18 protein-coding genes are annotated in these 23,539 nt (G+C 69.4%); 8 read left to right on the plus strand and 10 right to left on the minus strand.

The window, feature by feature from the left end; genetic code table 11:
- Positions 1-15: 15 nt before the first annotated feature.
- On the minus strand, positions 16-1,590 hold the full coding sequence (locus QTI51_RS33195; protein WP_286517427.1) for an ABC transporter substrate-binding protein: 1,575 nt from the start codon (positions 1,588-1,590) through the stop codon (positions 16-18).
- 253 nt (positions 1,591-1,843) lie between these two features.
- On the opposite strand from QTI51_RS33195, the gene QTI51_RS33200 reads away from it, so the two are divergent.
- The 4 genes from QTI51_RS33200 to QTI51_RS33215 all read left to right on the plus strand — a co-directional run bounded on the left by QTI51_RS33200 (position 1,844) and on the right by QTI51_RS33215 (position 6,669).
- Positions 1,844-3,262, plus strand: coding sequence for an aminotransferase-like domain-containing protein (locus tag QTI51_RS33200; RefSeq protein ID WP_116912943.1), 1,419 nt, complete (start codon positions 1,844-1,846; stop codon positions 3,260-3,262).
- Between the two features lie 107 nt (positions 3,263-3,369).
- A complete protein-coding gene (locus tag QTI51_RS33205; protein ID WP_116912942.1) occupies positions 3,370-3,972 on the plus strand; it encodes a GNAT family N-acetyltransferase in 603 nt (200 codons plus the stop codon).
- A 118-nt stretch (positions 3,973-4,090) separates the two neighbouring features.
- On the plus strand, positions 4,091-4,813 hold the full coding sequence (locus QTI51_RS33210) for a response regulator transcription factor (protein ID WP_116912941.1): 723 nt from the start codon (positions 4,091-4,093) through the stop codon (positions 4,811-4,813).
- Between the two features lie 71 nt (positions 4,814-4,884).
- On the plus strand, positions 4,885-6,669 hold the full coding sequence (locus tag QTI51_RS33215; RefSeq protein WP_286517428.1) for a sensor histidine kinase: 1,785 nt from the start codon (positions 4,885-4,887) through the stop codon (positions 6,667-6,669).
- A gap of 4 nt (positions 6,670-6,673) precedes the next feature.
- Here QTI51_RS33215 and QTI51_RS33220 read toward each other — a convergent pair whose 3' ends face one another.
- Together QTI51_RS33220 and QTI51_RS33225 are read right to left on the minus strand one after the other, a co-directional pair.
- A complete protein-coding gene (locus QTI51_RS33220) occupies positions 6,674-9,076 on the minus strand; it encodes a cytochrome P450/oxidoreductase (protein WP_116912939.1) in 2,403 nt (800 codons plus the stop codon).
- Positions 9,077-9,087: 11 nt separating this feature from the next.
- The gene (locus tag QTI51_RS33225) at positions 9,088-10,080 is read right to left on the minus strand and encodes a Bug family tripartite tricarboxylate transporter substrate binding protein (protein ID WP_116912938.1); all 993 of its coding nucleotides are present in this window, start codon (positions 10,078-10,080) and stop codon (positions 9,088-9,090) included.
- A 135-nt stretch (positions 10,081-10,215) separates the two neighbouring features.
- On the opposite strand from QTI51_RS33225, the gene QTI51_RS33230 reads away from it, so the two are divergent.
- Entirely contained in the window at positions 10,216-11,040 is an 825-nt protein-coding gene (locus QTI51_RS33230; protein ID WP_116912937.1) for an IclR family transcriptional regulator, read from the plus strand.
- A 32-nt stretch (positions 11,041-11,072) separates the two neighbouring features.
- Here QTI51_RS33230 and QTI51_RS33235 read toward each other — a convergent pair whose 3' ends face one another.
- Entirely contained in the window at positions 11,073-11,900 is an 828-nt protein-coding gene (locus QTI51_RS33235) for an undecaprenyl-diphosphate phosphatase (RefSeq protein WP_116912936.1), read from the minus strand.
- A 156-nt stretch (positions 11,901-12,056) separates the two neighbouring features.
- Here QTI51_RS33235 and QTI51_RS33240 point away from each other — a divergent pair, with 156 nt between their 5' ends.
- Complete coding sequence (locus QTI51_RS33240; protein WP_116912935.1) at positions 12,057-12,953, plus strand: hypothetical protein; 897 nt, start codon at positions 12,057-12,059, stop codon at positions 12,951-12,953.
- A gap of 29 nt (positions 12,954-12,982) precedes the next feature.
- On the opposite strand, the gene QTI51_RS33245 is transcribed toward QTI51_RS33240, so the two are convergent.
- The 3 genes from QTI51_RS33245 to QTI51_RS33255 are packed head-to-tail and all read right to left on the minus strand — an operon-like array spanning position 12,983 to position 16,001.
- A complete protein-coding gene (locus tag QTI51_RS33245) occupies positions 12,983-13,666 on the minus strand; it encodes an aspartate/glutamate racemase family protein (RefSeq protein ID WP_116912934.1) in 684 nt (227 codons plus the stop codon).
- Between the two features lie 23 nt (positions 13,667-13,689).
- A complete protein-coding gene (locus QTI51_RS33250; protein ID WP_116912933.1) occupies positions 13,690-14,613 on the minus strand; it encodes a transporter substrate-binding domain-containing protein in 924 nt (307 codons plus the stop codon).
- A 53-nt stretch (positions 14,614-14,666) separates the two neighbouring features.
- Positions 14,667-16,001 (minus strand): aspartate aminotransferase family protein, encoded by a 1,335-nt coding sequence (locus QTI51_RS33255; protein WP_116912932.1) that lies wholly within the window; start codon positions 15,999-16,001, stop codon positions 14,667-14,669.
- 196 nt (positions 16,002-16,197) lie between these two features.
- Here QTI51_RS33255 and QTI51_RS33260 point away from each other — a divergent pair, with 196 nt between their 5' ends.
- Positions 16,198-17,064, plus strand: coding sequence for a MurR/RpiR family transcriptional regulator (locus QTI51_RS33260; RefSeq protein WP_116912931.1), 867 nt, complete (start codon positions 16,198-16,200; stop codon positions 17,062-17,064).
- A 22-nt stretch (positions 17,065-17,086) separates the two neighbouring features.
- Here QTI51_RS33260 and QTI51_RS33265 read toward each other — a convergent pair whose 3' ends face one another.
- Entirely contained in the window at positions 17,087-17,782 is a 696-nt protein-coding gene (locus tag QTI51_RS33265; protein WP_286517433.1) for a GntR family transcriptional regulator, read from the minus strand.
- Between the two features lie 286 nt (positions 17,783-18,068).
- On the opposite strand from QTI51_RS33265, the gene QTI51_RS33270 reads away from it, so the two are divergent.
- Positions 18,069-18,434, plus strand: coding sequence for an SPW repeat protein (locus tag QTI51_RS33270; protein ID WP_116913086.1), 366 nt, complete (start codon positions 18,069-18,071; stop codon positions 18,432-18,434).
- A 115-nt stretch (positions 18,435-18,549) separates the two neighbouring features.
- Here QTI51_RS33270 and QTI51_RS33275 read toward each other — a convergent pair whose 3' ends face one another.
- A complete protein-coding gene (locus QTI51_RS33275; RefSeq protein WP_116912929.1) occupies positions 18,550-20,052 on the minus strand; it encodes an efflux transporter outer membrane subunit in 1,503 nt (500 codons plus the stop codon).
- 13 nt (positions 20,053-20,065) lie between these two features.
- Complete coding sequence (locus tag QTI51_RS33280; RefSeq protein ID WP_116912928.1) at positions 20,066-23,344, minus strand: efflux RND transporter permease subunit; 3,279 nt, start codon at positions 23,342-23,344, stop codon at positions 20,066-20,068.
- Between the last annotated feature and the right edge of the window lie 195 nt (positions 23,345-23,539).

Consider the following 23,539-nt stretch of genomic DNA (forward strand, 5'->3'; position numbering starts at 1 on the left):
CTCTTCTCTTCGTTCTTATTGCTTCTTGATGTTCCAGTACACCTGCGCACCGGCCGGCACCAGGCCGCTCACGTTCTTGCGCACCGCGGCGGGCTGGTTGTACTGGCCCACGGGCACGTGCGTGGCGGTCTCGAAGGCGCGCAGCTGGGCGGCCTGCGCCAGCTTCTTCTTGTCGGCGTCGGTCTTGGCCTGGGTGAACTGCATCTTGATTTCCTCGAGCTTGGCGTCGGTCTGCCAGCCGAACCAGCCCTTGTCGCCGGTGGCGTTCATCATGGCCATGGTGATGGGGTTCAGGATGTCCGAGGCGGTCCACGAGGTCATGAACGCGCTCCAGCCGCCGGCCGCGGGGGCGTCCTTCTTGGCGCGGCGCGCCACCAGCGTGGACCAGTCCATCGACTGCATGTCGACCTTGAAGCCGGCCTGCTCCAGCTGCTGCTTGGCCACCAGCGGCAGCTTGCCGATGGTCGGGTTGTCGGTCGGGCGCATCAGCACCACCGGCTCGCCCTTGTAGCCCGCCTCTTCGAGCAAGGCCTTGGCCTTCTGCGGGTTGGCTACGCCGGTGTAGTCGCCGGTTTGCTCCGACTCGAACAGCGTGCCGCAGGGGAACATGCTCTTGCAGTAGCGCGTGAGGCCGGGCGTGCCGACCTGGGTGCGCAGGAAGGCTTCCTGCCCCAGCGCCAGCAAGGCCGCGCGGCGCACCTTCTCGTTGTTGAACGGCGGCTGCAGGAAGTTGAAGCGCAGGATGAACTGGTTGCCCGCGGGTTGCGCATCGACCAGCTTGATGTCGGGGTTGGTGCGCAGCGTGGCGTACTGCTCGAACGCCGGCTGCTCCAGGATGTCGGCCTCGCCGTTGAGCAGCGCGTTCATCTGCGTCTGTGCGTCGCGAATGATGAGCCACTCCACGCGGTCCACGTACACGTTCTTGCCGCCGGCGGTGCCCGAGGGTGCTTCGGCGCGCGGCTTGTAGCGCGTGTTCCTGGTGAACACCACGCGCTCGCCGGGGCGGAATTCGTCGGCCTTGAACACGTAGGGGCCGGAGCCGATCGACTCCTTGATCTGCACGTCGCCCGAGGTGTCGGCAATGCGCTTGGGCATGATGAACGGCACGTTGGAAGACGGCTTGCCCAGCGCCTCGAGCACCAGGCCGAAGGGCTCCTTCAGCACGATGACGAAGGTCTTGGCGTCGGGCGTGTCGTAGCGCTCGGTCACCTTCGACAGCTGCGCGCCGAAGGTGTCGCGGCTGGCCCAGCGCTTGATGGACGAGACCACGTCCTCGCTGGTGACGGGCTTGCCGTCATGGAACTCCAGGCCGTCGCGCAGCGTGAAGGTCCAGGTCTTGTTGTCGGGCGACACCTTCCACTTGTCGACCATCTGCGGGCGGATGTGGCCTTCGAGGTCGGTGGCGAACAGCGTGTCGTACACCATGTAGCCGAAGTTGCGCGTCACGTAGGCGGTGGTCCAGATCGGGTCGAGCACGGTGATGTTGCTGCTCGGAATGATCTTCAGCGTGGTGGTCTGCGCCATCGCCGGGGCAATGAACGCACCGGCCAGCAGCGCGGCGGCGCCCCATCGGGCAAGGCGGCGCGACAAGATTCCTGCCGGGCGGACAGGCGAAGGCGAGAAGGGCTGCGGTTGCATGTGATTTCCTGACAAAGGATGAACGGGGAACGCCGTGCCGGGCAGCCTCGGAAGGCGTGCGGCGGCGAGGTCTCCATTGAGACATCTGCCAAGGGAAATGCATATATACAGTTGAGAGGGTCTGTAGTAGAACAGTCGCTCTTCTTCCCTGTGTTCGTCCCCGTGTTGGGGCTTTTTCGTGCACACGAAACGTGCATGCCATGCCGTGATCACTGTCAACCCTTCGCTGCCCACGCCCCTGGTGCGCCAGGTCTACGACGCACTGCTCGCGCAGATCGCCTCCAGCGCGATGAAGCCCGGCGACAAGCTGCCTTCGGTGCGCGCGCTGTCCACCGACTGCGGCGTGAGCACCATGACCATCACCAACGCCTACCAGCGGCTGGTGGCCGAGGGCCATGTGGAGGCGCGGCGCGCCAGCGGCTACTACGTGGCCGAGGCCGAGCGCTCGGCCGCCACGCGGCGCAAGCCCTTCCTGGGCCGCACCTCGGTCGACTCGCTGTGGCTGCTGAAGCACGTGTACGAAGACGACCGCACGCTGCTGAACGCCGGCTGCGGCTGGATCCCGCCCGAGATGCTGCATATAGACGGTGTGAAGCGCGCGCTGGCCGCGCTGTCGCGCAAGTCGGCCGCCGGGCTGGCGAACTACGGCACGCCCCACGGCTACCTGCCGCTGCGCCAGCAGGTGCAGACGCTGCTCGCGCAGCAGGGCATCGAGACCGCGCCGCACCAGATCGTGCTGACGCACGGCGCCTCTCAGGCGCTGAACCTGGTGGCGCGCTGCCTGCTGCAGCCGCGCGACGTGGTGCTGGTCGACGAGCCCGGCTCCACCAACCTGTACGCGATGCTGCGCTCGCTCGACCTGAAGCTGGTGGGCGTGGAGCGCACCGTGCACGGCCCCGACGTGGCCGCGCTGCAGGCGCTGGCGCAGCGCCACGGGGCCAAGGCTTTCTTCACCACCACCAACCTGCACAACCCCACCGGCGGCCACTGCACGCCGGCGGTTGCCTACCAGATGCTGCGGCTGGCCGAGCAGCTGGATTTCCACATCGTCGACAACGACGTGATGGCCGGGCTGGAGCCGCCCGGCGCCGCCACGCCGCTGGCGAGCCTGGACCGGCTGCAGCGCGTGATCCATGTGGGGAGCTTTTCGAAGACGGTGTCGCCCGCGCTGCGCGTGGGCTTCGTGGCGTGCAACGAGGAGTTCGCGGAAAAGATGATCCTGCAGAAGATGGTCAACAGCCTCACCACCTCGGAACTCACCGAGCGGCTGCTGCACGGCGTGCTGGTCGAGGGCCGCTACCGCGCGCACGTGTCGAAGCTCGCCGAGCGGCTGCAGGCGGCGCAGCACACGGTGTGCGACAGGCTGGAGGCCGCGGGCATGCAGCTGTTCACGCGGCCGGCGGGCGGGCCCTTTCTGTGGGCGCGCTTCGAGCGCGACGACGTCGACATGCGGGCGCTGGCGCAGCGCGCCATTGCCGAGAGCTTTCTGCTGGCGCCGGGCGACCTGTTTCGCACCGACCTGCGGCCCACGCCGTGGCTGCGCTTCAACGTGGGCTACGCGGACGACCCGAGGCTGTACCGCTTCCTGGCGCAAGAGGCCAAGCGGCTGCGCGCCAGGGCCTGAGCGCGCGCCTTTCGCCACACAGGCGCTTCCTAGAATCACACGGGTTCCGCCGCCCCCCAAAGTCCCATCCTGTCCCGTCCCGTCCCGTCCCGTCTCTGCAGACCCGCATGCCACCCCCACATATCTCCACGCCAGCGCTGGCCGACGCGCTGATCGTCGATCCGTTCTACCTCGCGATTTCCGTCGACTTCGAGCACGACCTGCACCAGCGCAAGGCGGTGCTCGCCGCGTACTTCGGCTACTCGATGGGCGAGGCCGCGCGCACCGGCCGCTGCCTGGTGCCCGACGACCCCGCGCTGGGCGCCGCGGCCTGGCTGCTGCCGCGTGCGGACGATGTGGACGCCACGGAGTCCGCCGCCAAGAGCGCTTTTCTGGCCGACACGCTGGGCCCGCGCGGCCTGGCGAACTACGACCGCATCGTCGCGTTCATGTCGGCGCGCGCGCCGGCCGTGGTGCCGGCGGGTGCGTGGTACCTGTCGATCCTGGGCATCGCACCGGCGGCGCAGGGGCGCGGCATTGGCGCGCGGCTGCTCGCGCCCACGCTGGCCGAGGCCGACGCGGCGGGCGCGCCCTGCTTCCTGGAAACCTTCACGCCGCCGAGCGTGGGCTTCTACGAGCGGCTGGGCTTTCGCAGCGAGGCCGCGCACCACGAGCCGGTGTCGGGGGCGCAGTACCTCATCATGTGCAGGCCGCCTTTCAAGCCCCTTTGATCCGCGCGCGCGGCGGGGTCGATAGATACAGCTGGCAATACTTGGCAACATTTCCGGGACAATGGCCGCCCAGGCCCCACCCACCTCGGGCAACCGGCCTGGCAACAGAATCCGCCGCATGTCCGCCGTCGCTTTCACCGAAGAAGTCCAGCCCGTCTCGCTGAGCCCCGCGCTCATCGTCGAAGACGACCCTGCCATGCAGGCCCGCCTGCGCCACGTGCTGTCCACGCTGGGCTGCAACGCCGCGCACATCGCCGTGACCGACAGCGTGGCCGGCGCGCAGCGGCTGCTGGCCGACAACCGCTACAGCGTGGCGCTGGTCGACATCGGCCTGCCCGACGGCAGCGGCGTGGAGCTCATCGGCTGGCTGCAGGCGCACCACCCGGGCGTGCCCGCGGTGGTGATCTCGGCCTGGCGCACCGAAGAAGTCATCTTCGCGGCGCTGCGCGCGGGCGCCATCGGCTACCTGCTGAAGGAGCGCGACGACCTCGAGCTGGGCCTGGCGCTGCGCAGCATCGAGCAAGGCGGCGCGCCCATCGACCCGACCATCGCGCGGCGCATCCTGGCCTGGGTGGCCGCGGCGGCGCCGCCGACCACCGCTACGGCGTCCACCCCGGCGCAAACGCCCCCGGTCGGCGCGCTGCGCTCCGCGCTCACGCCGCGCGAACGCAAGATCCTCGAGCTCGTGGCGCAGGGCCTGAGCAACCGCGACATGGCGGAGTCGCTGTCGATCTCCAGACTGACCGTGGAATGCCACACGAAGAACATCTACCGCAAGCTGGCCGTCAACTCCCGCACCGAAGCCGTGTTCCAGGCGCGGCGGCATGGCTTGCTGCGCTGATCGGCGCGCTGCCTCCCTTTTTCGCGCTCCTTTTCACGTTCTTTGTCGCGCTCTTTCTCGCGGCCGCGCCCGTGCCTGTGTTCGCGCAGGAGGCGACCCCGCCCGCATTGCGCGTGGAGGCCGTGCGCGCCGCCGGCTGGCACGACACCGCGCCGCCCGCCGAGGGCTGGACACCGGTCGCCCTGCCCGACAGCTGGGCCCAGCGCTGGCCCGGCTTCGACGGCGTGGTCTGGTACCGGCTGAGCTGGACGCAGCCTGAGCCGGTGCACGAAGCCGGCCTGCTGCTGCGCTACCTGAACATGGCCGGCGAGGTGTCGCTCAACGGCACGCCCCTTTCGCGCGACGACAGCCTGGTGGAGCCGCTCACCCGCGCATGGAACACGCCGCGCTACTGGCTGCTGGCGGCGCCGCTGCTGCGCCCCGGCGCCAACACGCTGCTGGTGCGCGTGTCGGGCCTCGCGGCCTACCAGGCCGGGCTGGGGCCGGTGGAGCTGGGCGCGCCCCGCGCCATGCAGGCGGCGTTCGAACGCGAGCGGCTGCTGCGCCGCGACCTGCAGGTGCTGGGCCTGGCGGTGAGCGCGGCGGTGTCGGCCTTCTTCGCGGCGTGGTGGTGGCTGCGCCGGCGCGAGACGGCCTACGGCTGGTTCGCTGCCATGTCGGTGCTGTGGCTGCTGTTCGCCTACAACCAGATCGCGACCAGCCCCTGGCCCTTCGCGTCGAACCACGGCTGGCAGGCGCTGAACACCTCGCTGCTGCTGGTGTTCAGCCTGTCGTACCTGGTGTTCGCGCTGCGCTATGCCGGGCGGCGCAAGCCTCGCCTGGAAGGCGCGGCGCTGCTGGTGGTGGCCGCGGGCGTGGTCGACCTGTGGACCGCGCCGCTGGCCGACCTGATGGCACACCGCGCGCTGTGGACGCTGGTGGGCGGGCTGACCATCATCGTGGTGAACAGCGTGGCCGTCGTGCATGCGTGGCGCCACCCGGGCAGCCCGATGCGCGCGCTCACGCCATTCATGGCGCTGTCGGCCATCACCGGGGCGCACGACCTGCTGGTGTTCACGCAGGTGATCGACAGCAACATCTACTACACCAACATGTCCTCGTACGTGCTGCTGCTGGGCATGGCGCTGGCGCAGGCCGCGCGCTTCGCGCAGAGCCTGCGGCGCATCGAGAACTTCAACACCGAGCTCATCGAGGAAGTGAACGCCGCCAAAGCCGAGCTGGCGGCCACGCTGGCGCAGCAGCACGCGCTGGAACTCGCGCACGCGCGCATCGGCGAGCGCGTGAACCTGGTGAGCGACCTGCACGACGGCCTGGGCGGCATGCTGGTGGGCAGCATCGCCACGCTGGAGCGCGCGCCCGAAAACCTGAGCGCGCCCGAGCTGCTGGCCATGCTCAAGCGCCTGCGCGACGACCTGCGGCTGATCATCGACGCCACCGGCCGCGACGACGGCGCCCGCACGCTGGGCGAGCTGCTGGCGCCGATGCGCCACCGCAGCGCGCAGCTGCTGGAGGCCAACGGCATCGACTGCCGCTGGCAGGTGGCGAACATCGACACGCTGGAGCTGCCGCCTTCGCAAAGCCTGGACCTGATGCGTTTCCTGCAGGAGGCGCTGACCAACGTGCTCAAGCACAGCGCCAGCGCGCGGGTGGACGTGAGCGTGGCGCGCGCCGGTGCCGAGCTGCGCCTGAGCGTGCGTGACGACGGGCGCGGCTTCGCGGTCGAAGACACGGCTCGCAACGCGGGCGCAGGGCTGCGGAATCTGCGCGCGCGGGCGCGGCGCCTGGGGGGCGAGCTGCAGCTGCAGTCGCGCCCCGGCGAAACGCAGGTGGCGCTGCGGATGCCGCTGGCGCCCTAGGCGCTCAGAGCTCCAGCACCAGCCGCCCCTGGCCTTGCCCCTCGCCCTGGGCGCTACAGGCGCGCGAGCAGCAGGCCATCATCTTGGTGTTGGCCTCTCGCTCCATGCGCGTGAGCACCACGTCGCGGTGGTCGACCTTGCCCGACAGCACGCGCACTTCGCAGGAGCCGCACAGGCCCTCTTCGCAGTCGCTCTGCACATCGACATTGGCGGCGCGCAAGGCGCTCAGCAAGGTCTGGTCGGGCGGCACGGTGAGCACCAGGCCGGAGTCTTTCAGCTCGACCTCGAAGGCATGCTCCTTCGACGGGTCGAGCGTGGCCAGCGTCGATTCGAAATGCTCCACGCGCAACGCGCCCTCGGGCCATGCGGCGCACGCGTCTTCCAGCGCCTCGAGCATGCGCAGCGGGCCGCAGGCGTACACCTGCGCACCGGGCACGGGCTGCGCGAGCAGCGCCTGCAGGTCGTTGCGGCGGCCTTCGCTCGCGGCGTGCAGGTGCAGGCGCTCGCCGTGCAGCGCGACCAGCTCGTCGACGAAGGCCATGCTGGCGCGGCTGCGGCCGCTGTAGTGCAGCTCGTAGTCCATGCCCAGCGCCTTGGCGCGCCGCGCCATCGCGCTCACCGGCGTGATGCCGATGCCGCCTGCGATGAAGATGGCCTTCTTCAGCGACTCGTCCAGCCTGAAGTGATTGCGCGGGCCGCGAATGCGCAGCCGGTCGCCCGCTTTCACGTTCGCATGCACCCAGGCCGAGCCGCCGCGGCCTTCGGGCTCGTGCAGCACGGCAATCTCGAGCACGCCGGCCTCGTCCGGGTCGCCGCACAGCGAGTACTGGCGAGACAGGTCGGCCGTGCCGCATTCCACGTCGATGTGCGCGCCGGGCGTCCAGCGCGGCAGCGGCTTGCCGTCGGGCGAGGCCAGGCGCAGCCTGACGATGCCGTCGGCCACCGGCGTCACGCGCTCGACCACCACGGGCCGCGCGATCGAGCCGGCCGAAGGCTCGCCGATGCGTACCGGCACCGGCACCTGCACATCGCGCAGGCCCTTGTTCGTGCGCTCGGGGTTCGCCGCCGGGTCCCATTCCACGAGCAGGTGCTCCGGCCCGCGAAACGAGGTGTTCGGCACGTAGGTGAAGCGCTGCGCCGACAGCTTCATGTGCGGCAGGCGGCGCGTGAACTCCTCCAGGAAGATCTGCATTTCCATGCGCGCCAGGTTCTTGCCCATGCACTGGTGCGAGCCGTAGCCGAAGGTGAGGTGGTCGCTGGCGTTGTCGCGGCGAATGTCGAACAGGTCGGCGTCCTCGAAGTGGCCTTCGTCGTGGTTGGCCGACGACGTGACGATCAGCAGGCGCGAGCCCGCGGGCAGGTCGACGCCGTCGATGCGCGTGTCCTTGGTGACCAGGCGGCGCCACGCGGCCACCGAGCCGTTGTGGCGCAGGCACTCTTCCACCGCGTTGGGAATCAGGCCCGGGTCTTCGCACAGCTCCTGCCACACCTGCGGGTGCTGCAGCAGCAGCTTCATCGCGTTGGCGGTGGCGTTGGCGGTGGTCTCGTGCGCGGCGACGATGCCGGCCATCATCATCGAGTGCAGGTACGAGTCGGTCACCACCTCGGGCTGCAGCGCCTGCTTGCGAATGCCGTACTGCATCCAGCCGGGCGCGTCGGGGTCTTGCCGCATCTTCTCGAGCACCTTGCCGGCGTACTGCCAGAAGTTGCCCACCGCGTGCGCCACGGCCACCTGCTCTTCGGGCCTGGGCCGGCCCCAGGTGTTGACGGTGTGGGCAATGGAGTACTTGCGCAGCGTGTCCATGTCTTCCTCGGGCACGCCGAGAAAGTGCAGCGCCACGGTCAGCGGAATTTCCCACAGCATCTGGTCGACGAGGTCGGCCTTGCCGTCGTCGATGAAGCGGTCCACATACGTGCGCGCCAGCTCGCGCACCATCGGCTCGTGGTGCTTCAGCGCCTCGGGCGTGAACGGGTCCATGAGCGCGCGGCGGCGCGGCATGTGCGCGGGCTCGTCCTCGTTCACCAGCGTGCGGTTCAGCGCGAAGCCGTACGACGCCAGCACCGCGTTGGCCTCCTCGCCGGTGGGCGTGATCTTTTCCAGCGCGTTCGACGGGCTGAAGGTGATGTTGTCGCGAAACACCGCCTTGATGTCCGCATAGCGCGTGAGCACCCAGTAGCCCAGCTTCGGGCTGTAGAAGACGGGCTCCTGCTCGCGCGCCCAGCGCACGTACTCGGGCGGGTCCTGCTGGTAGCCGTCTTCGAAGGGGTCGAAGCCGGCGGCGCGCTGGCTCACCGGGCAGCCGGTGGGCGTGCGCTCGGAAGACAGCGCGCCATGCGCGACGGGGCAGCCCGAACGCTGCGGGGCGCTCGTGCTCGCGGCTGGCTGGACGGGGGCGGTGTCTGGCATGGCGTGGGTTCTCAGTCGAGGGTGATCTTGAGATCGCGGATGAGCTTTTGCCAGCGCACGGTCTCGTTCTTGAGCAGCTCGGCGTACTGCGCGGGCGTGTTGCCCACCGGCTCCACGCCGAAGTCGACCATGCGCGTGCGCACCGACGGCTCGTTGATGGCCGCGACGATCTGGCGGTTCAGCGTCTTCACCACGTCGGGCGGCGTGGCCGAAGGCACCACCACGCCGACCAGCGCGGCGGCTTCGACGTTCTTGTAGCCCAGCTCGGCGAAGGTGGGCACGTCGGGCAGCTGCGGCAGGCGGGTGGCGTTGGCCACGGCCAGCGCGCGCACCTTGCCGCCCTTGATGAAGCCCGAGCCCGCGGCCAGGTCGACCATCATGGCCGGCAGCTGCCCGCCGACCACGTCGGCCAGCGCGGGCGCCGCGCCGCGGTAAGGCACGTGCACCATGAAGAGCTTGGCCTCCACCTTCAGCAGCTCCATCGCCAGGTGGTGCGGGCTGCCCGCGCCGGCCGAGGCGTAGTTGATGCCGCCGGGCTTGGCGCGCGCCTGCGCGATGAAGTCCTTGGCCGAGGCGAAGCCCGAGTTGGCACCCACCACCAGGATCATCGGGAACTTGCCCATCAGCGTGACCGGGGCCAGGTCCTTGGTGGGGCTGTACGTGAGCGACTTGTACAGCGCCGGGTTGAACACCAGCGTGCCGTTGTCGGCCGAGAGGATGGTGTAGCCGTCCGCCGGCGCGCGCGCCGTTTCCGCGGCGCCCAGGGCGGTGTTGCCGCCGGGCTTGTTGTCGACCAGCACCGGCTGGCCGACCTGCGTGGAGAAGGTCTGCGCGACCGTGCGCGCGAGAAAGTCGGAGCCGCCGCCGGCCGCGTACGGAACGATCCAGCGGATCGGCTTGGCGGGATAGGTCTGCGCGCTGGCGGCGGTGGCGCCAAGGCCGGCGACGGCCGCGATGCCGGCGAAGGAAATGACCGCGAGGGCGCGGGCGGCGTGCTTCTTCATGGGGGTGTCTCCGGGGTGAATATTGTGTATTGCGTAATTATCATACGCATTGCGTAATCTTCAGATCACGGGTTTACCCGGCCTCCACCGGCCGTTTTCAGGGCGCCCCGGGCCTGCACCTAACATCGAGCGCACATGACCTCATCGCCGGAACCCCTCGCCGCCCCCGCCCCCGCACGTGAACGCCGCCAGCGCGTGCAGGCCGCCGAAACCGGCATGGCCGTGCTCAAGGGGCTGGCGCACCTGGGCGGGCGCAGCAGCCTCACCGCCCTGTCGACCCACGTGGCCGAAAGCCCGGCCAAGGTGCACCGCTACCTCGCCAGCCTGATGGAAGAAGGCCTGGTGGCGCAGGACGCCGCCTCGCAGCACTACTACCTGGGCACCGAGGCCATCCAGATCGGGCTGGCCGCCATGCGCCAGGCCGACCCCATTCGCGCGGCCGAGCCCTGCCTGATACGCCTGCGCGAAACGCTGGAGGTGACCTGCTTCGTGGCAGTGATGGGCAACAAGGGCCCGACCATCGTGCGCTTCGAGGAACCGGGCCTGCCGGTGACGGTGAACGTGCGCGTGGGCTCGGTGATGTCGATGCTGTGGTCGGCCACCGGCCGCGCCTTCCTGGGGCTGCTCGACGAGTCGCGCGTGCTGGCGCTGGCCGAGCAGGAACTGGGCGACGCCACGCCCGACATGCGCGCGCTGCTCGACGCGAAAGACCCGATCGGCAGCTTGCGCCGCGAGGTGCAGCAGGCGCGCTGCGCCAGCGTGAAGGACACCTACCTGCGCGGCATCAGCGCCGTGGCGGCGCCGGTGTACGACTACGCGGGCCGCGTGAGCGCGGTGATTACCGCGCTGGGCGCCACGGGCGGCTTCGACCCCGCCATCGACGGCCCCATTGCCGTGGCGGTGCGGCAGGAGGCCCGGGCCGCCAGCGCCCTGCTGGGCGCCACCGCGGCCGCGGCCTGAAGTTTCAAACGCTCAAGTTTTGCGCAGGCGGCTCAGTCCGCCCACACCACCACGCCGCTCCACGCGGTCGCCAGCACCACGATGCCGAAGGCGATGCGGTACCAGGCGAAGGGCACGAAGCTGTGGCTGCTGATGTAGCGCAGCAGCCAGCGCACGCACAGCCAGGCGCTGATGAACGAGAACACCAGCCCCACCGCGAACAGCGGCAGGTCGGCCATCGACAGCGCCGCGCGCTCCTTGTAGACGCTGTACACGCCCGCGCCGATGAGCGTGGGAATGGCCAGGAAGAACGAGAAGTCGGTCGCTGCCTGGCGCGACAGGCCCAGCAGCATGCCGCCGATGATGGTCGAGCCGCTGCGGCTGGTGCCCGGGATCATGGCGAAGCACTGCACCAGGCCCACCTTGAGCGCGTCCCACGGCGTCATGTCGTCCACGTGCTCCACGCGCACCGAGCCGGGCGGGCGCTTCTCGGCCCACAGGATGATGAAGCCGCCGATGATGAAGGTGCTGGCCACCACGGTCGGAATGAACAGGTGCGCCTTGATGACCTTGCCGAACAGCAGGCCCAGCACCACCGCCGGCAGGAAGCCGATGAAGATGTTCAGCGCCAGGCGCTGCGCCTTGGGCTGGCGGGGCAGCGCCACCACGGTGGAGCGGATCTTCTGCCAGTACACCAGGATCACCGCGAAGATCGCGCCGGTCTGGATGGCGATCTCGAAGACCTTGCCCCGGTTGTCGCCGAAGCCGCCGAGCAACGAGCCCGCAAGAATCAGATGGCCTGTCGACGAAATTGGAAGAAATTCGGTCAGCCCCTCCACGATGCCCATGATGGCGGCCTTGACCAGCAAAACGATGTCCACGCGTACTCCTTGAAAGAGCGGCAATTATGGCGAGGCGGGTGGTCAGGCGGCGTTCAGGTGAGCGCCCCGGATACCCAGTTCTGGTGATGTTCGGATGCATTGCGTTGACACATAGTCACAAATGCGCGGACCCCGCGGTCCGCAGGAGCCTCACCCATGCAGACGTTCACCCCCGGCAACGGGCTCGAAGAACACGTCTCCACCGCCGACGACCATGGCGAAGACCGGCGCAAGAACGTGCACGACCTGGAGCGCGAGCAGTGCGAGTCGATCCGCCGCGTGAGCCAGGCCACCGGCGCCTCGGCCGGCGAGCTGCGCCGGCTGATGCAGCGCCTGCTCGACATCGACCGTTCGGGCACCAGCGCGGGCATCGTGGCGCAGGGCCACATCGCGGCCGACCGCATGCAGTCGGCGATGCCGCTGCTCGACCTGGGCGACGGCCGCACCGCCGACCAGCGCAGCGACGCGGTGCAGAGCCTCGACTTCTGGCTGCTCGAGCCGCTGGACCCGGCGCACGACAAGAAGTGGTACGCGCGTTGGAAGTTCTGGAGCTTCGTGCTGGGCGCCTCGGGGCCCGACGTGGCACTCACGCTGCAGGGGCTGGCGCTGCGCCCCACCGAGCCCGGCGACACGCATGCCGACCTGGTGGCCAAGGCGCGCAAGGTGCTGGAGAGCTGGCGCCGCACCTCGGAGCCGCTGTTCTGGGCGGCGGTGGAGTGCTACGTGCGCCAGCATTCGTTCTCGCTGGAAACGCAGGCCTACCTCATGCACTGCATTGCCGCCATGTTCCCGGGCGACGGCATGAAGCTGTCGAACGCGCAGAGCGAGCAGCTCACCGCCGTGCTGGCCGACACCTGGTGCGACGCGCTGGGCAACGCCGCGGCCATGCCCTCGGCCGACATCTACCGACGCCTGTCGCAGGGGCTGCAGGCCACCGACCGCGAAAGCAACATCACCCGGACGCTGGGGCGCAGCGACGCGGCGCAGATCGCGATCACGGCGCTGTTCTCGATCATCGAGAGCAGCCGCGCGGCGATGAAGCAGCGGGCCTGAGCTTGCGGGCCTGAGCTTGCGGTGCTGAATCAGCGCTGCGTGGCGCGGCGCCGCAACGCGCGCACCGCGCTGTCGACCGTGGTCAGCACCGGCAACCCGCTCGCAGCCTCGCAGGCCGTGCGCGCCCGCGCCATGCTGAACTGCGCCAGCGCGATGCGCGTGCAGCCGCGCTCGCGCAAGGCGGCCGCCTGCGCGGCGATGAGCGCGTCGTGCCGCTGCGTGTCGCCAGCGTTCAATGCGTCGAGCGCGCCTTCGGCCAGCGCCGTTTCCAGCTCGGTGCCCGGCGCGAACTCCGGCGGCATCGAGGCGAGCGTGGGCGCGAAGGTGGCGATGAGGCCCAGCCTGCCCTGCCCTTGCGCCACTTTCTCTGTCACTTTCTCTGCCACTTTCTCGGCAACCTCCTCGACCATGGCCTCGTTCGGCTTGAGCACCGGAATGCCCGCGTGCCGGCGCGCCACCGCCTCGATGCACGGCCCGAAGGCCGAGCAGGTGAACAGGATGCCGCGCGCGCCCGTGTCCACCGCGTACTGCGCCAGGCGCTGGAAGCGCTCGTGCATGGCCGCGTCCAGCCCCTTGCCGTCGCGCGCCAGGTCGGCGGACAGGCTGTCGTCGAGCAGGTTCATGCGCACCGCCTCGGGCCAGTCGCGCGCAAAGGCTTCGTTGATGGGCGCGACGGAGTGCGAGAGCGCGTGGATCAGGGCAATGCGGGTCATGGTGCGGGGAGCTTCGGGTGCGCTCAGATGCCTTTGGAAGACGGGTTCGCGAACGCGTCCTTCGTCTCGGCATTCAGCGGATAGTTGATGTTGATGCCCTTCGGCGGAATGGGCGACATGAACCACTTGTTGTACAGCTTTTCCATCTCGCCCGACTTCATCATGCCGGAGACCACGCGGTCCACCAGCGCCTTGAAGGCCGGGTCGTCCTTGCGGAACATGAGCGACTGGTTCTCGGTGCGCAGGCTCTCGCCGGTGATCACGAAGTCCTTCGGGTTGCGCGCGTTCGCGAGCTGCCCGGCCAGCAGGATGTCGTCGAGCACGAAGGCCTGCGCGCGCCCGCTTTCCACCAGCAGGAAGGAGTCGCTGTGGTCCTTGCCCGCGAGGTTGGTCACGTCGAGGCTGCGGCCGCGGTCGGCCTCGCGCAGCAGGCGGAACGAGGTGGTGCCGGTGGTGGTGGCCACGGTCTTGCCCTGCAGGTCGGCGATGCCCTTGATGCCCGAATCGGCCTTGACCAGCATGCGCACGTTGTAGCGAAAGATGTCGGGCGAGAACGCCACCTGCTTCTGCCGGTCGACCAGGTTGGTGGTGGAGCCGCACTCGATGTCGACCGTGCCGTTCTGCACCAGCGGCATGCGGTTGGCCGAGGTGACGGCCTGGTACTTGATTTCGATGGCGGGCATCTTCAGCTCGGTCTTCAGCGCCTCGACGATGCGGTTGCAGATCTCGATGCTGTAGCCCACGGGCTTCAGGTTGCCGTCGAGGTACGAGAAGCCGAAGGACGACTCGCGGTAGCCGAAGGTGATGGCGCCGCTGGCCTTGACCTTGGCGAGCGTGTCGCTGTCCTGCGCGTGGGCGGCGAAGGCCAGCACGAAGGAAAGCGAAAGGGAGAGCGGGAGCGACAGTGAAAAGGCACCGCGCGAAAACGACAGACGTGGCTTGGGCATGGAACGCTCCTTGGAACGACGGTTGAAGAAAAAAGCGGGAAGAAAAAAGGCGCTCAGCGCACGGCCGCGCGCGTGACCGCGTCGATGGACTCGGCCAGCCGCTCGGCAATGGCCTGCAGGTGTTGCCGCGTGGCGATGAAGGGCGGCGCCAGCAGCACGTGGTCGCCCTGGCGCCCGTCGACCGTGCCGCCGAAGGGGTAGCACAGCAGGCCGCGGGCCATGGCGTCTTTCTTCACGGCGGCGTTCAGCTTGAGCGCCGGGTCGAACGGCGCCTTGCTGGCGCGGTCGGCGACCAGCTCCAGGCCCCAGAAGAAGCCGCGGCCGCGGATGTCGCCCACATGCGGGTGCCCGCCCAGCGCATCGCGCAGCATCGCGCCGAAGGCTGCGCCGTCTTCGCGCACCTTGGCGACCAGCCCGTCGCGGCGGATCACGCGCTGCACCGCGAGCGCGGCGGCGCAGGCCATCGGGTGGCCCAGGTAGGTGTGGCCGTGCTGGAAGAAGCCGCTGCCCTGCGACATGGCCTCCACGATGCGGCGCTGCGCCAGCACCGCGCCCACCGGCTGGTAGCCGCCGCCCAGGCCCTTGGCGATGGTGATCAGGTCGGGCACCACGCCCTCCTGCTCGCAGGCGTGCAGCGTGCCGGTGCGGCCCATGCCGCACATGACCTCGTCGAGGATCAGCAGCACGCCGTACCTGTCGCACACCGCGCGCACCGCCTTGAAGTAGCCCGGCACCGGCGTGAGCACGCCGGCGGTGGCGCCGCCGACCGTCTCGGCCACGAAGGCGATCACCCGGTCGGCGCCCTGCGCGAGGATGGCCGCTTCGAGCTCGGCCGCCAGCCGCAGGCCGTACTGCTCCGCGCTTTCGTCGTCGCGCTGCTCGCGGTACGGGTAGCACGGCGCCACGTGCGTGGCCGGCACCAGGATGGGCGCGAAGGGCTCGCGCCGCCAGGCGTTGCCGCCCACCGCCAGCGCGCCCAGCGTGTTGCCGTGGTAGCTCTGGCGCCGCGCGATGAAGTGGGTGCGCTGCGGCTGGCCGGTTTCCACGAAGTACTGGCGCGCCATCTTCAGCGCGGACTCCACCGCCTCGGAGCCGCCGCTCACCAGGTACACGTGGCTCATGCCCTCGGGCGCGGAGCCGATGAGCTCGTCGGCCAGCTGCTCGGCCACCTCGCTGGTGAAGAAGCTGGTGTGCGCGTACGCCAGCGTATCGAGCTGCGCGTGCATGGCGGCCAGCACCTCGGGGTGCGCATGGCCCAGCGAGGAAACCGCGGCGCCGCCGGAGGCGTCGAGGTACTCGCGGCCTTCGGCGTCGCGGATGAACATGCCGTGCGAGCCGGCGGCGACGGGTGGGGTCTGGCGGAGGTGGCGGTGGAAAACGTGCGTCATGGCGGGTGGGGTCGGGTACAGGAGAGTCCGGGACGGTCCGGGTGGCAGTTCGGGAAGCAGTTCGGGAAGCAGTTCGGTTTTGTTGGAACTAACGTTTCGGCTGAATTATTGTTTGGAACATTTGTTCCGTCAACTGTTCCGTTCGAACCCCTCCGGTACATTTGTTCCAGACACAGCCGAAGAGAGACACCACGCCATGGGCGCCAGAGACCAGATCCGCCAGCGCTTCAACGAACTGAGCCCCGCCCTGCAGCAGGTGGCGCGCTACGTGCTCGACCACCCGAACGAGGTGGTCACGGGCTCGATGCGCAACGTGGGCACGCGCTCGCAGAGCACGCCGGCCACGCTGGTGCGCTTCGCTCAGCACCTGGGCTTCGAGGGCTGGCCGCAACTGAAGGAGGCCTTTGCCGCGGACATGGGCCTGGGCACCGACACCTACGGCGGTCGCGCCAAGCAGCTGGTGGGCCGCGCGCAGGACCAGAGCCTGACCGGCGAGATGTTCGAGGTGCAGCGCCGCAACCTCGAGGCCACGCACCAGCAGAGCGAGCAGGCGCTGCAGAAAGCCTGCGCGCTCATCGAGAAGGCGCCCGCCGTGCATGCGGCGGGGTTCCGGGCGTGCTTTCCGATCGCGTTCTCGTTCGTGTACGTCTACCGCATCTTCCGCAGCAGCGTGCACCTGGTCGACGGCCAGGGCGGCTCGCTCGAAATGCAGCAGCGCGCCTTCGCCAAGGGCGACGCGCTGGTGGTGGCCAGCTTCGCGCCCTACTCGCGCGAGGCGCTGCAGGTGACGCAGGCGGCGAAGGCGGCGGGCTGCCGCATCGTGGCCATCACCGACAGCCTGGGCTCGCCGCTGTCGCTGCTGGCGGACGAGACGCTGCTGTTCACCATCCACAGCCCCTCGTTCTTCCCGTCGGTGGCGGCGGGGGTGGCGCTGTCGGAGGCGCTGGTCGAGCTGCTCGCGAGCCGCGCGGGCAAGCCGGTGGTGCGGCGCATCGACCAGGCGGAGGCGCAGCTGTTCGAGTCGGGCGCGTACCTGGCGCCACCGGCGTCGCGCGGCGGGTAGGCGCGCGGCAACGGGCGCAGGGTCAGACCCTGGCCATTGCGCGCGCCTCGGTCGCGTTCTTGCGCAGGTGGTGCACCAGCAGGTCGCGGTGGCCCAGGATGTGGTCGCGCATGGCCGCCTCGGCCTCCACGCCGTCGCGCTGGCCCAGCGCCTCCAGGATGCGGGTGTGGTCGTCCAGCGCCTGCAGCGCCTGCTCGTGGCGGTAGAGCTGCATCGACGCGTCGCGGTTGTGCGGGCGCAGGTTGCTGTCGAAGATGATGGGCAGCTGGCAGGCCCGGTACACCGCCTCGGTGAGCCAGCGGTTGTCCGCCGCCTGCAGCAGCTTGCGGTGGAAGTCGAGGTTCAGCTCGTGCCAGCGCAGCGCCCGCGCCGAGGTCCAGTCCCTGCTCTGCAGCAGCCGGGCCTGCTCGCCCACCAGGGCCGCCAGCTGGGCGAACACCTCGTCGTCGATGCCGCGCTCGCCCAGCAGCCGGCAGGCCATGCCTTCGAGGTTGGCGCGCAGGGTGAAGGCGTCGAACACGTCCTTGGCGTTGAAGCGGCGCACCTGGAAGCCCTTGTTGGGCAGGTACACCAGCAGCCCCTCGTCCGCCAGCCGCGCCATGGCGCCGCGCACCGGCGTGCGCGACACGCCGAGCTCGGTGGCCAGCGCAATCTCCATCAGGTGGCAGCCGGGCGCGAACACGCCGTCGAAGATCTTGTTGCGCAGCGTTTCGGCCACGGACAACGCGCGTGTCCGGGAAGGATCTGGGGGGGTCATCGAGGGTCGAGAACGGGTGGTGTCAGCCAGGGCTCGGGAATGAGCCGGGCGCATGGTACGGCCCCGTATCGAAGCTTCATATCCCCGGTTTCCGTAAAAATTCGAAGAAAGTTGATTTTTCGAAAATTGAGGAAAAGTTCCTAACTGCTGTCTGCATTCATATGGCATGCACGCCGTGGAACCTCGCCGCGCCGAAACGGGTCCAACACCCCGTCGCGGCGTCGTGTCGCGACAGGAGGCAATGACCATGAGGCAAGTGAAGCACTGGCAAGACCCCGTCAACGCCGTCGCCGGCGCCTGGCTGATCGTCTCGCCCTGGGTCCTGGGCTTTTCGGACATGACGCCCGCCATGTGGACCATGGTGGCGACCGGCATCGTGCTGGGCGCCGTGGCACTGGGCGCGACCTTCGTGCCCCGACAGTGGGAAGAGTGGACCGAGGTCGCGCTGGCGGCCTGGCTTGCGGTGTCTCCCTGGCTGGTCGGTTTCCGCGGCCTGGAGCCGGCGCTGGTCAACGCGGTGCTGGTGGCCGCGGTGATATTGGTGCTCGCGCTCTGGGTGCTGGTGACCGACAAGGACTACCTGGGACACACCATCGACCGTCCGGCGCATTGACCATCGGTGCGCCGCGACATGACAAGGCCCGCCCCGGCGGCATGCGCGCCGGCCAGCGGGCCTGAGGACGGGCAAGGCCGGCATTGGCGCCCTGCCCGCCCGCCAGATCAGCCGTTCACTGCGCGCGGGGCGTGGTGGCGGGATCCGTTTGTTGCGTGTTTGCGCTGCCGCCCATCCACCCCGCCTGCCAGCCGCCGCCCATCGCCTGGACCAGCGCGATGGCGGTGGTCTGGCGGTTCACCTGCAATTGCACCAGCGTGCGCCGTGCGCTCAGCGCGGCTGCCTGCGCCGTGACCACGTCGGTGTAGCTCACCTGGCCCGCGCGATAGCGGTTGAGCAGCTGCTGCTCGGTCTTGTCGGCCGCCGCCGAGGCTTCGCGCCGCAGGCCCTCCTGTTGCGCCAATGTGGCGCTGGCGGTGAGCTGGTCTTCCACCGCCTGGAAGGCCGTGAGCACGGTCTGGCGGTAGCGCGCCACGCTCGATTCGTAGCCGGCCTTGGCCGAATCGACGTTGGCCGCGATGGCGCCAGCGTCGAACACCACCTGCGCCACCGAGAAGCCCAGCGACCACAACGAGTTGGCCGAGCTGAACAGGTCCTTCACACGGCTGGCGTTGCTGCCCACCGAGGCCGTGAGGTTGATGTTGGGAAAGTACGCCGCCCGCGCGATGCCGATCTGCGAATTGGCCGAGGCCACCGTGCGCTCGGCCGCGGCAATGTCGGGCCGGCGCTGCAGCAGCGTCGAGGGCACGCCGGTCGGCACGCCCGGCACGCTGGGCGTCCATTGGGCGGCCGGCAGGCTGAAGTCGGCCGGGGCCACGCCCAGCAGCGTGGCGATCGCGTGCTCGTAGGTGGCGCGGCTGCGCTGCAGGCCCACGCGGTCGGCCTTGGCGTTGACCAGCTGGGTCTGCGCCTGCAGCACGTCGGTCTGCGCGGCGATGCCGGCGGCGTAGCGGTTGCTGGTGATGTCGAAGGCGCGCTGGTAGCCCTGGATGGTTTCGTCCAGCAGCACCATCTCGGCGTCGGCCTCGCGCAGCGAGAAGTAGTTGATGGCCAGGTCGCCGATGGCCGAGAGGCGCGCCGCCGCCAGGTCGGCCTCGCTGGCCTGCGCATTGGCTTGCGCGCTGCTCACGGCCTCGCGCAGGCGGCCCCACACGTCGGGCGTCCAGCTGGCGCCCAGCGTGGCGGAGAACGCGTTCGACGGGCTCGATCCGCTGGTGCCGCCACCGCCCACCGTGCCCGTGCGCTTGCCCGAGCCGTCGAGCGACACCGACGGGAACAGCGCCGCCCGCTCGCCGCGCACCAGCGCCTGGGCCTGCGAGTAGTTGGCCACCGCCGCGGCGATGTTCTGGTTCGACACCTGCACCCGGCCGGCCAGGTCGTCGAGCGTGGCGTCGTTGAACAGCTTCCACCATTCGCCGCGGTCCAGCGCGTCGGCCGGCGCGGCCGGCAGCCAGCCTTCGGCGGTCTGCAGCTCCTTCCAGTTGGAGGGCAAGGCGGTGGTGGGCTGCTCGTAGCGCGGGCCCACGGCGCAGCCGCTGACGGTGAAAGCGATGGCAAGGGCCGCGGCCAGCGCGAGCGCCGAGCGCGGAAAACGGGAGGCGAAAGGCAATGCGTTCATGGTGTCGTTGTTCTCAGGCGGGCGTGGCGCGGCTCAGTTCGTGTTCGTTCTTGCCGCGGCGGCGCAGCTTGTCGAGCAGCAGGTAGACCACCGGCGTGGTCAGCAGCGTCAGCAACTGGCTCGCGATGAGCCCGCCGATGATCGCCACGCCCAGCGGCCGGCGCAGCTCGGCGCCCTCGCCGAAGCCGATGGCCAGCGGCAGCGCGCCCAGCGCCGCGGCCAGCGTGGTCATCAGGATGGGGCGAAAGCGCAGCAGGCAGGCCTCGCGCACCGCCTCCAGCGGCGTGAGCCCGCGCGAGCGCTCGGCCTCCAGCGCGAAGTCGATGATCAGGATGGCGTTCTTCTTCACGATGCCGATCAGCAGGAACACGCCGATGAGCGCGATGATGGAAAACTCCATGCGGAACATCAGCAGCGCCAGCACCGCGCCCACGCCGGCCGAGGGCAGCGTCGACAGCACCGTGATCGGGTGCACCAGGCTTTCGTACAGGATGCCTAGCACGATGTAGATCACCACCAGCGCCGCCGCGATCAGCATCACCTGCTGGCCCTGCGACTGCTGCGCGCTGGCGGCGGTGCCCGCGAAGGCGCCGCGCACGTTGGTGGGCATGGCGATGTTGGCCTCGGCCTTGGCGATGGCCTCGCGCGCGTCGCCCAGGTTGGCGCCTTCGGCGAGGTTGAACGAGATGGTGGTGGCCAGCTCGCCGTCTTCGTGGCTCACCGAGGTGGCCACCGACTGCTCCTCGAACTTCGCGACCGCCGACAGCGGCACCAGGCTGGTGGCCGTGTTGCTCAGCACGTTGCCCGACGAGGCATTGCGCAGCGCCGGGTTGGCGGACACGGGGACCGCGGCGCTGGAACTGCTCGAAGAAGACGCAGAAGACGACGACGAACCGGTCGACGCCGTGGAAGTGGCTGCCGCCACCTGCGTGGTCACCGTCTGCCCCGCCACCACCGACGTTTTGGTGGCCGGCACGTAGATGTCCTTCAGCGCGTTCGGGCTGCGCGTGTAGCGCGGCGCCCATTCCATCACCACGTGGTACTGGTTCAGCTCGGTGTAGATGGTGGCCACCTGCCGCTGGCCGAAGGCGTTGTACAGCGCGTTGTCGATCGAGGTCGAGGTCAGCCCGAGCCGGCGCGCGCTGTCGGGGTCGATCTTGGCCACCGTTTCCACGCCGTTCTCGTCCTGGTCGGTGTCGATGTCGGTGAGCACCGGCTGCTGCTTGAGCTCTTCGGACAGCTTCAGCGCCCAGGTGCGCAGGTCGGCCAGGCTGTCGCTCTTCAGCGTGTACTGGTAGGTCGAGTTGCTCGACCGGCCGCCCGAGCGCACGTCCTGCACCGTGCCCAGGAACACGCGCAGCCCCGTGACCTCGGCCAGCTGCGGGCGCAGCCGCGCGATGACGGCCAGGCCGCTTTCGGTGCGCTGGTTGGCCGGCTTCAGGTTGACGAACATGAAGCCGCCCCCGGCCCGGCCGGCGCCGGTGAAGCCCACCACCGTGTCCACGGCCGGGTCCTTGCGGATGATGTCCACCACCTGCCGCAGCTTGGCCGCCAGCGCCTGCGAAGAAATGCTCTGGTCGGCGCGCAGGCCGCCGTTGAGCTGGCCGCTGTCCTGCTGCGGAAAGAAGCCCTTGGGCGCGGCGCTGAACAGGTACACGTTCAGCCCCACCACCGCCACCAGGATCAGCATGACCAGGCCCTTGCTGTCGAGCGCCCAGTCGAGGCTGGTTTCGTAGCGCTTCAGGATCCAGTCGTAGCTGCGCGCGGCCATGCGGCCCAGGCGGCCTTGCGGCTTGTTCTTGTCGTGCTCGCCGCCCGGCTTGAGCAGCCAGGCGCACATCATGGGCGTGGTGGTGAGCGAGATGACCAGCGAGATCAGCACCGCCGCCGACAGCGTGACCGCGAACTCGCGGAACAGCCGCCCCACCTGCCCGCCCATGAACAGCAGCGGAATGAACACCGCCACCAGCGACACGCTGATCGACAGCACCGTGAAGCCCACCTCCTTCGCGCCGAGCAGCGCCGCCTTCATGCGCGTCATGCCCGACTCGATGTGGCGGCTGGTGTTCTCCAGCACCACGATGGCGTCGTCCACCACGAAGCCGGTGGCCACCGTGAGCGCCATCAGGCTCAGGTTGTTCAGGCTGAAGCCCAGCAGGTACATGACCCCGAAGGTGCCCAGCAGCGCCGCCACCGTGGCCACCGCCGGCACGATGGTCGCGCGCACGCTGCGCAGGAACAGGCTCACCACCAGCACCACCAGGATCACCGAGATGACCAGCGTGAACTCCACCTCGCGCAGCGAGCCGCGGATGGAGTTGGTGCTGTCCGACGCCACCTGCAACGTGACGTCCGGCGGCAGCTGCGCCTGCAGCTCGGGCAGCAGCGCGCGCACGCTGTCGACCGTCTCGATGATGTTGGCCGAGGGCTGGCGCGTGATGAGCACGATGATGGCCGGCTCGCCGTTGAAGAGGCCGAGCGTGCGCGTGTCTTCCACGCCGTCGATCACCTCGGCCACGTCCTGCAGCCGCACCGCCGCGCCGTTGCGCCAGGCGATGACCATCGAGGCGTAGTCGCTCGCGCGCAGCGCTGGCGTCTGCGTGTAGATCTGCAGCTTGCGCCCGTCGCCCTGCACCGTGCCCTTGGGCCGGTTTGCGTTGGAGGCCTGGATGGCCGCGCGCACGTCGTCGGTGCTGATGCCGTAGCGGCTGAGCGCGAACGGCAGCAGCTCGATGCGCACCGCCGGCAGCGAGCCCCCGCCGATTTCCACGTCGCCCACGCCGTCGACCTGCGACAGCCGCTGGCTGACGATGTTGGACACCGCGTCGTAGATCTGGCCCGGCGTCTTGGTCTTTGACGTGAGCGCCAGGATGATGACCGGGGACGCGGCCGGGTTGGCCTTGCGGTAGGTCGGGTTGCTGCGCAGCGTGGCGGGCAGGTCGACGCGGCTGGCGTTGATGGCGGCCTGCACTTCGCGCGCGGCGCCGTCGATGTTGCGGCTCAGGTCGAACTGGAGCGTGACACGGGCGGAGCCCACCGAGCTGGTGGACGTCATTTCGTTGACGCCTGCGATGGTGCCCAGGTGGCGCTCCAGAGGGGTTGCCACGCTGGTGGCCATGGTCTCGGGGCTGGCGCCGGGGATGGAGGCTCTGACGGAGATGACGGGGTAGTCGACCTGGGGGAGCGGGGATACCGGCAATACGAAGAATGCCGCTATGCCGGCCAGGGCGATGCCTATGGTCAGGAGGACTGTGCCTATGGGGCGCTTGACGAAGGGGAGGGAGAGATTCATCGTTGCGCTCCTTGCGGAGGGCAGAGGCCGGGTCTCGCCCCGGCAGGCGATCTACTTTCTTTTGCTTCGCCAAAAGAAAGTAGAGGCGGTTTCAAACCTGAAGTGCAACACACTCGATCCTGAAAGGAAGAGCTTGCATGACCAGGAGTTACGAACAACTGAGTGCCGAAGAGCGCGGGATGATCATGGCGATGA

It is taken from the genome of Variovorax sp. J22G73 (assembly GCF_030317035.1).
Lineage (GTDB): Bacteria > Pseudomonadota > Gammaproteobacteria > Burkholderiales > Burkholderiaceae_C > Variovorax.

Coding starts and splice junctions, on each gene's coding strand:
- QTI51_RS33205 (WP_116912942.1), top strand. CDS start 3,370: ATGCCACCCCCACATATCTCCACGCCAGCGCTGGCCGACGCGCTGATC.
- QTI51_RS33245 (WP_116912934.1), bottom strand. CDS start 13,666: ATGACCCGCATTGCCCTGATCCACGCGCTCTCGCACTCCGTCGCGCCC.
- QTI51_RS33230 (WP_116912937.1), top strand. CDS start 10,216: ATGACCTCATCGCCGGAACCCCTCGCCGCCCCCGCCCCCGCACGTGAA.
- QTI51_RS33280 (WP_116912928.1), bottom strand. CDS start 23,344: ATGAATCTCTCCCTCCCCTTCGTCAAGCGCCCCATAGGCACAGTCCTC.
- QTI51_RS33275 (WP_116912929.1), bottom strand. CDS start 20,052: ATGAACGCATTGCCTTTCGCCTCCCGTTTTCCGCGCTCGGCGCTCGCG.
- QTI51_RS33210 (WP_116912941.1), top strand. CDS start 4,091: ATGTCCGCCGTCGCTTTCACCGAAGAAGTCCAGCCCGTCTCGCTGAGC.
- QTI51_RS33240 (WP_116912935.1), top strand. CDS start 12,057: ATGCAGACGTTCACCCCCGGCAACGGGCTCGAAGAACACGTCTCCACC.
- QTI51_RS33250 (WP_116912933.1), bottom strand. CDS start 14,613: ATGCCCAAGCCACGTCTGTCGTTTTCGCGCGGTGCCTTTTCACTGTCG.
- QTI51_RS33255 (WP_116912932.1), bottom strand. CDS start 16,001: ATGACGCACGTTTTCCACCGCCACCTCCGCCAGACCCCACCCGTCGCC.
- QTI51_RS33270 (WP_116913086.1), top strand. CDS start 18,069: ATGAGGCAAGTGAAGCACTGGCAAGACCCCGTCAACGCCGTCGCCGGC.
- QTI51_RS33260 (WP_116912931.1), top strand. CDS start 16,198: ATGGGCGCCAGAGACCAGATCCGCCAGCGCTTCAACGAACTGAGCCCC.
- QTI51_RS33220 (WP_116912939.1), bottom strand. CDS start 9,076: ATGCCAGACACCGCCCCCGTCCAGCCAGCCGCGAGCACGAGCGCCCCG.
- QTI51_RS33225 (WP_116912938.1), bottom strand. CDS start 10,080: ATGAAGAAGCACGCCGCCCGCGCCCTCGCGGTCATTTCCTTCGCCGGC.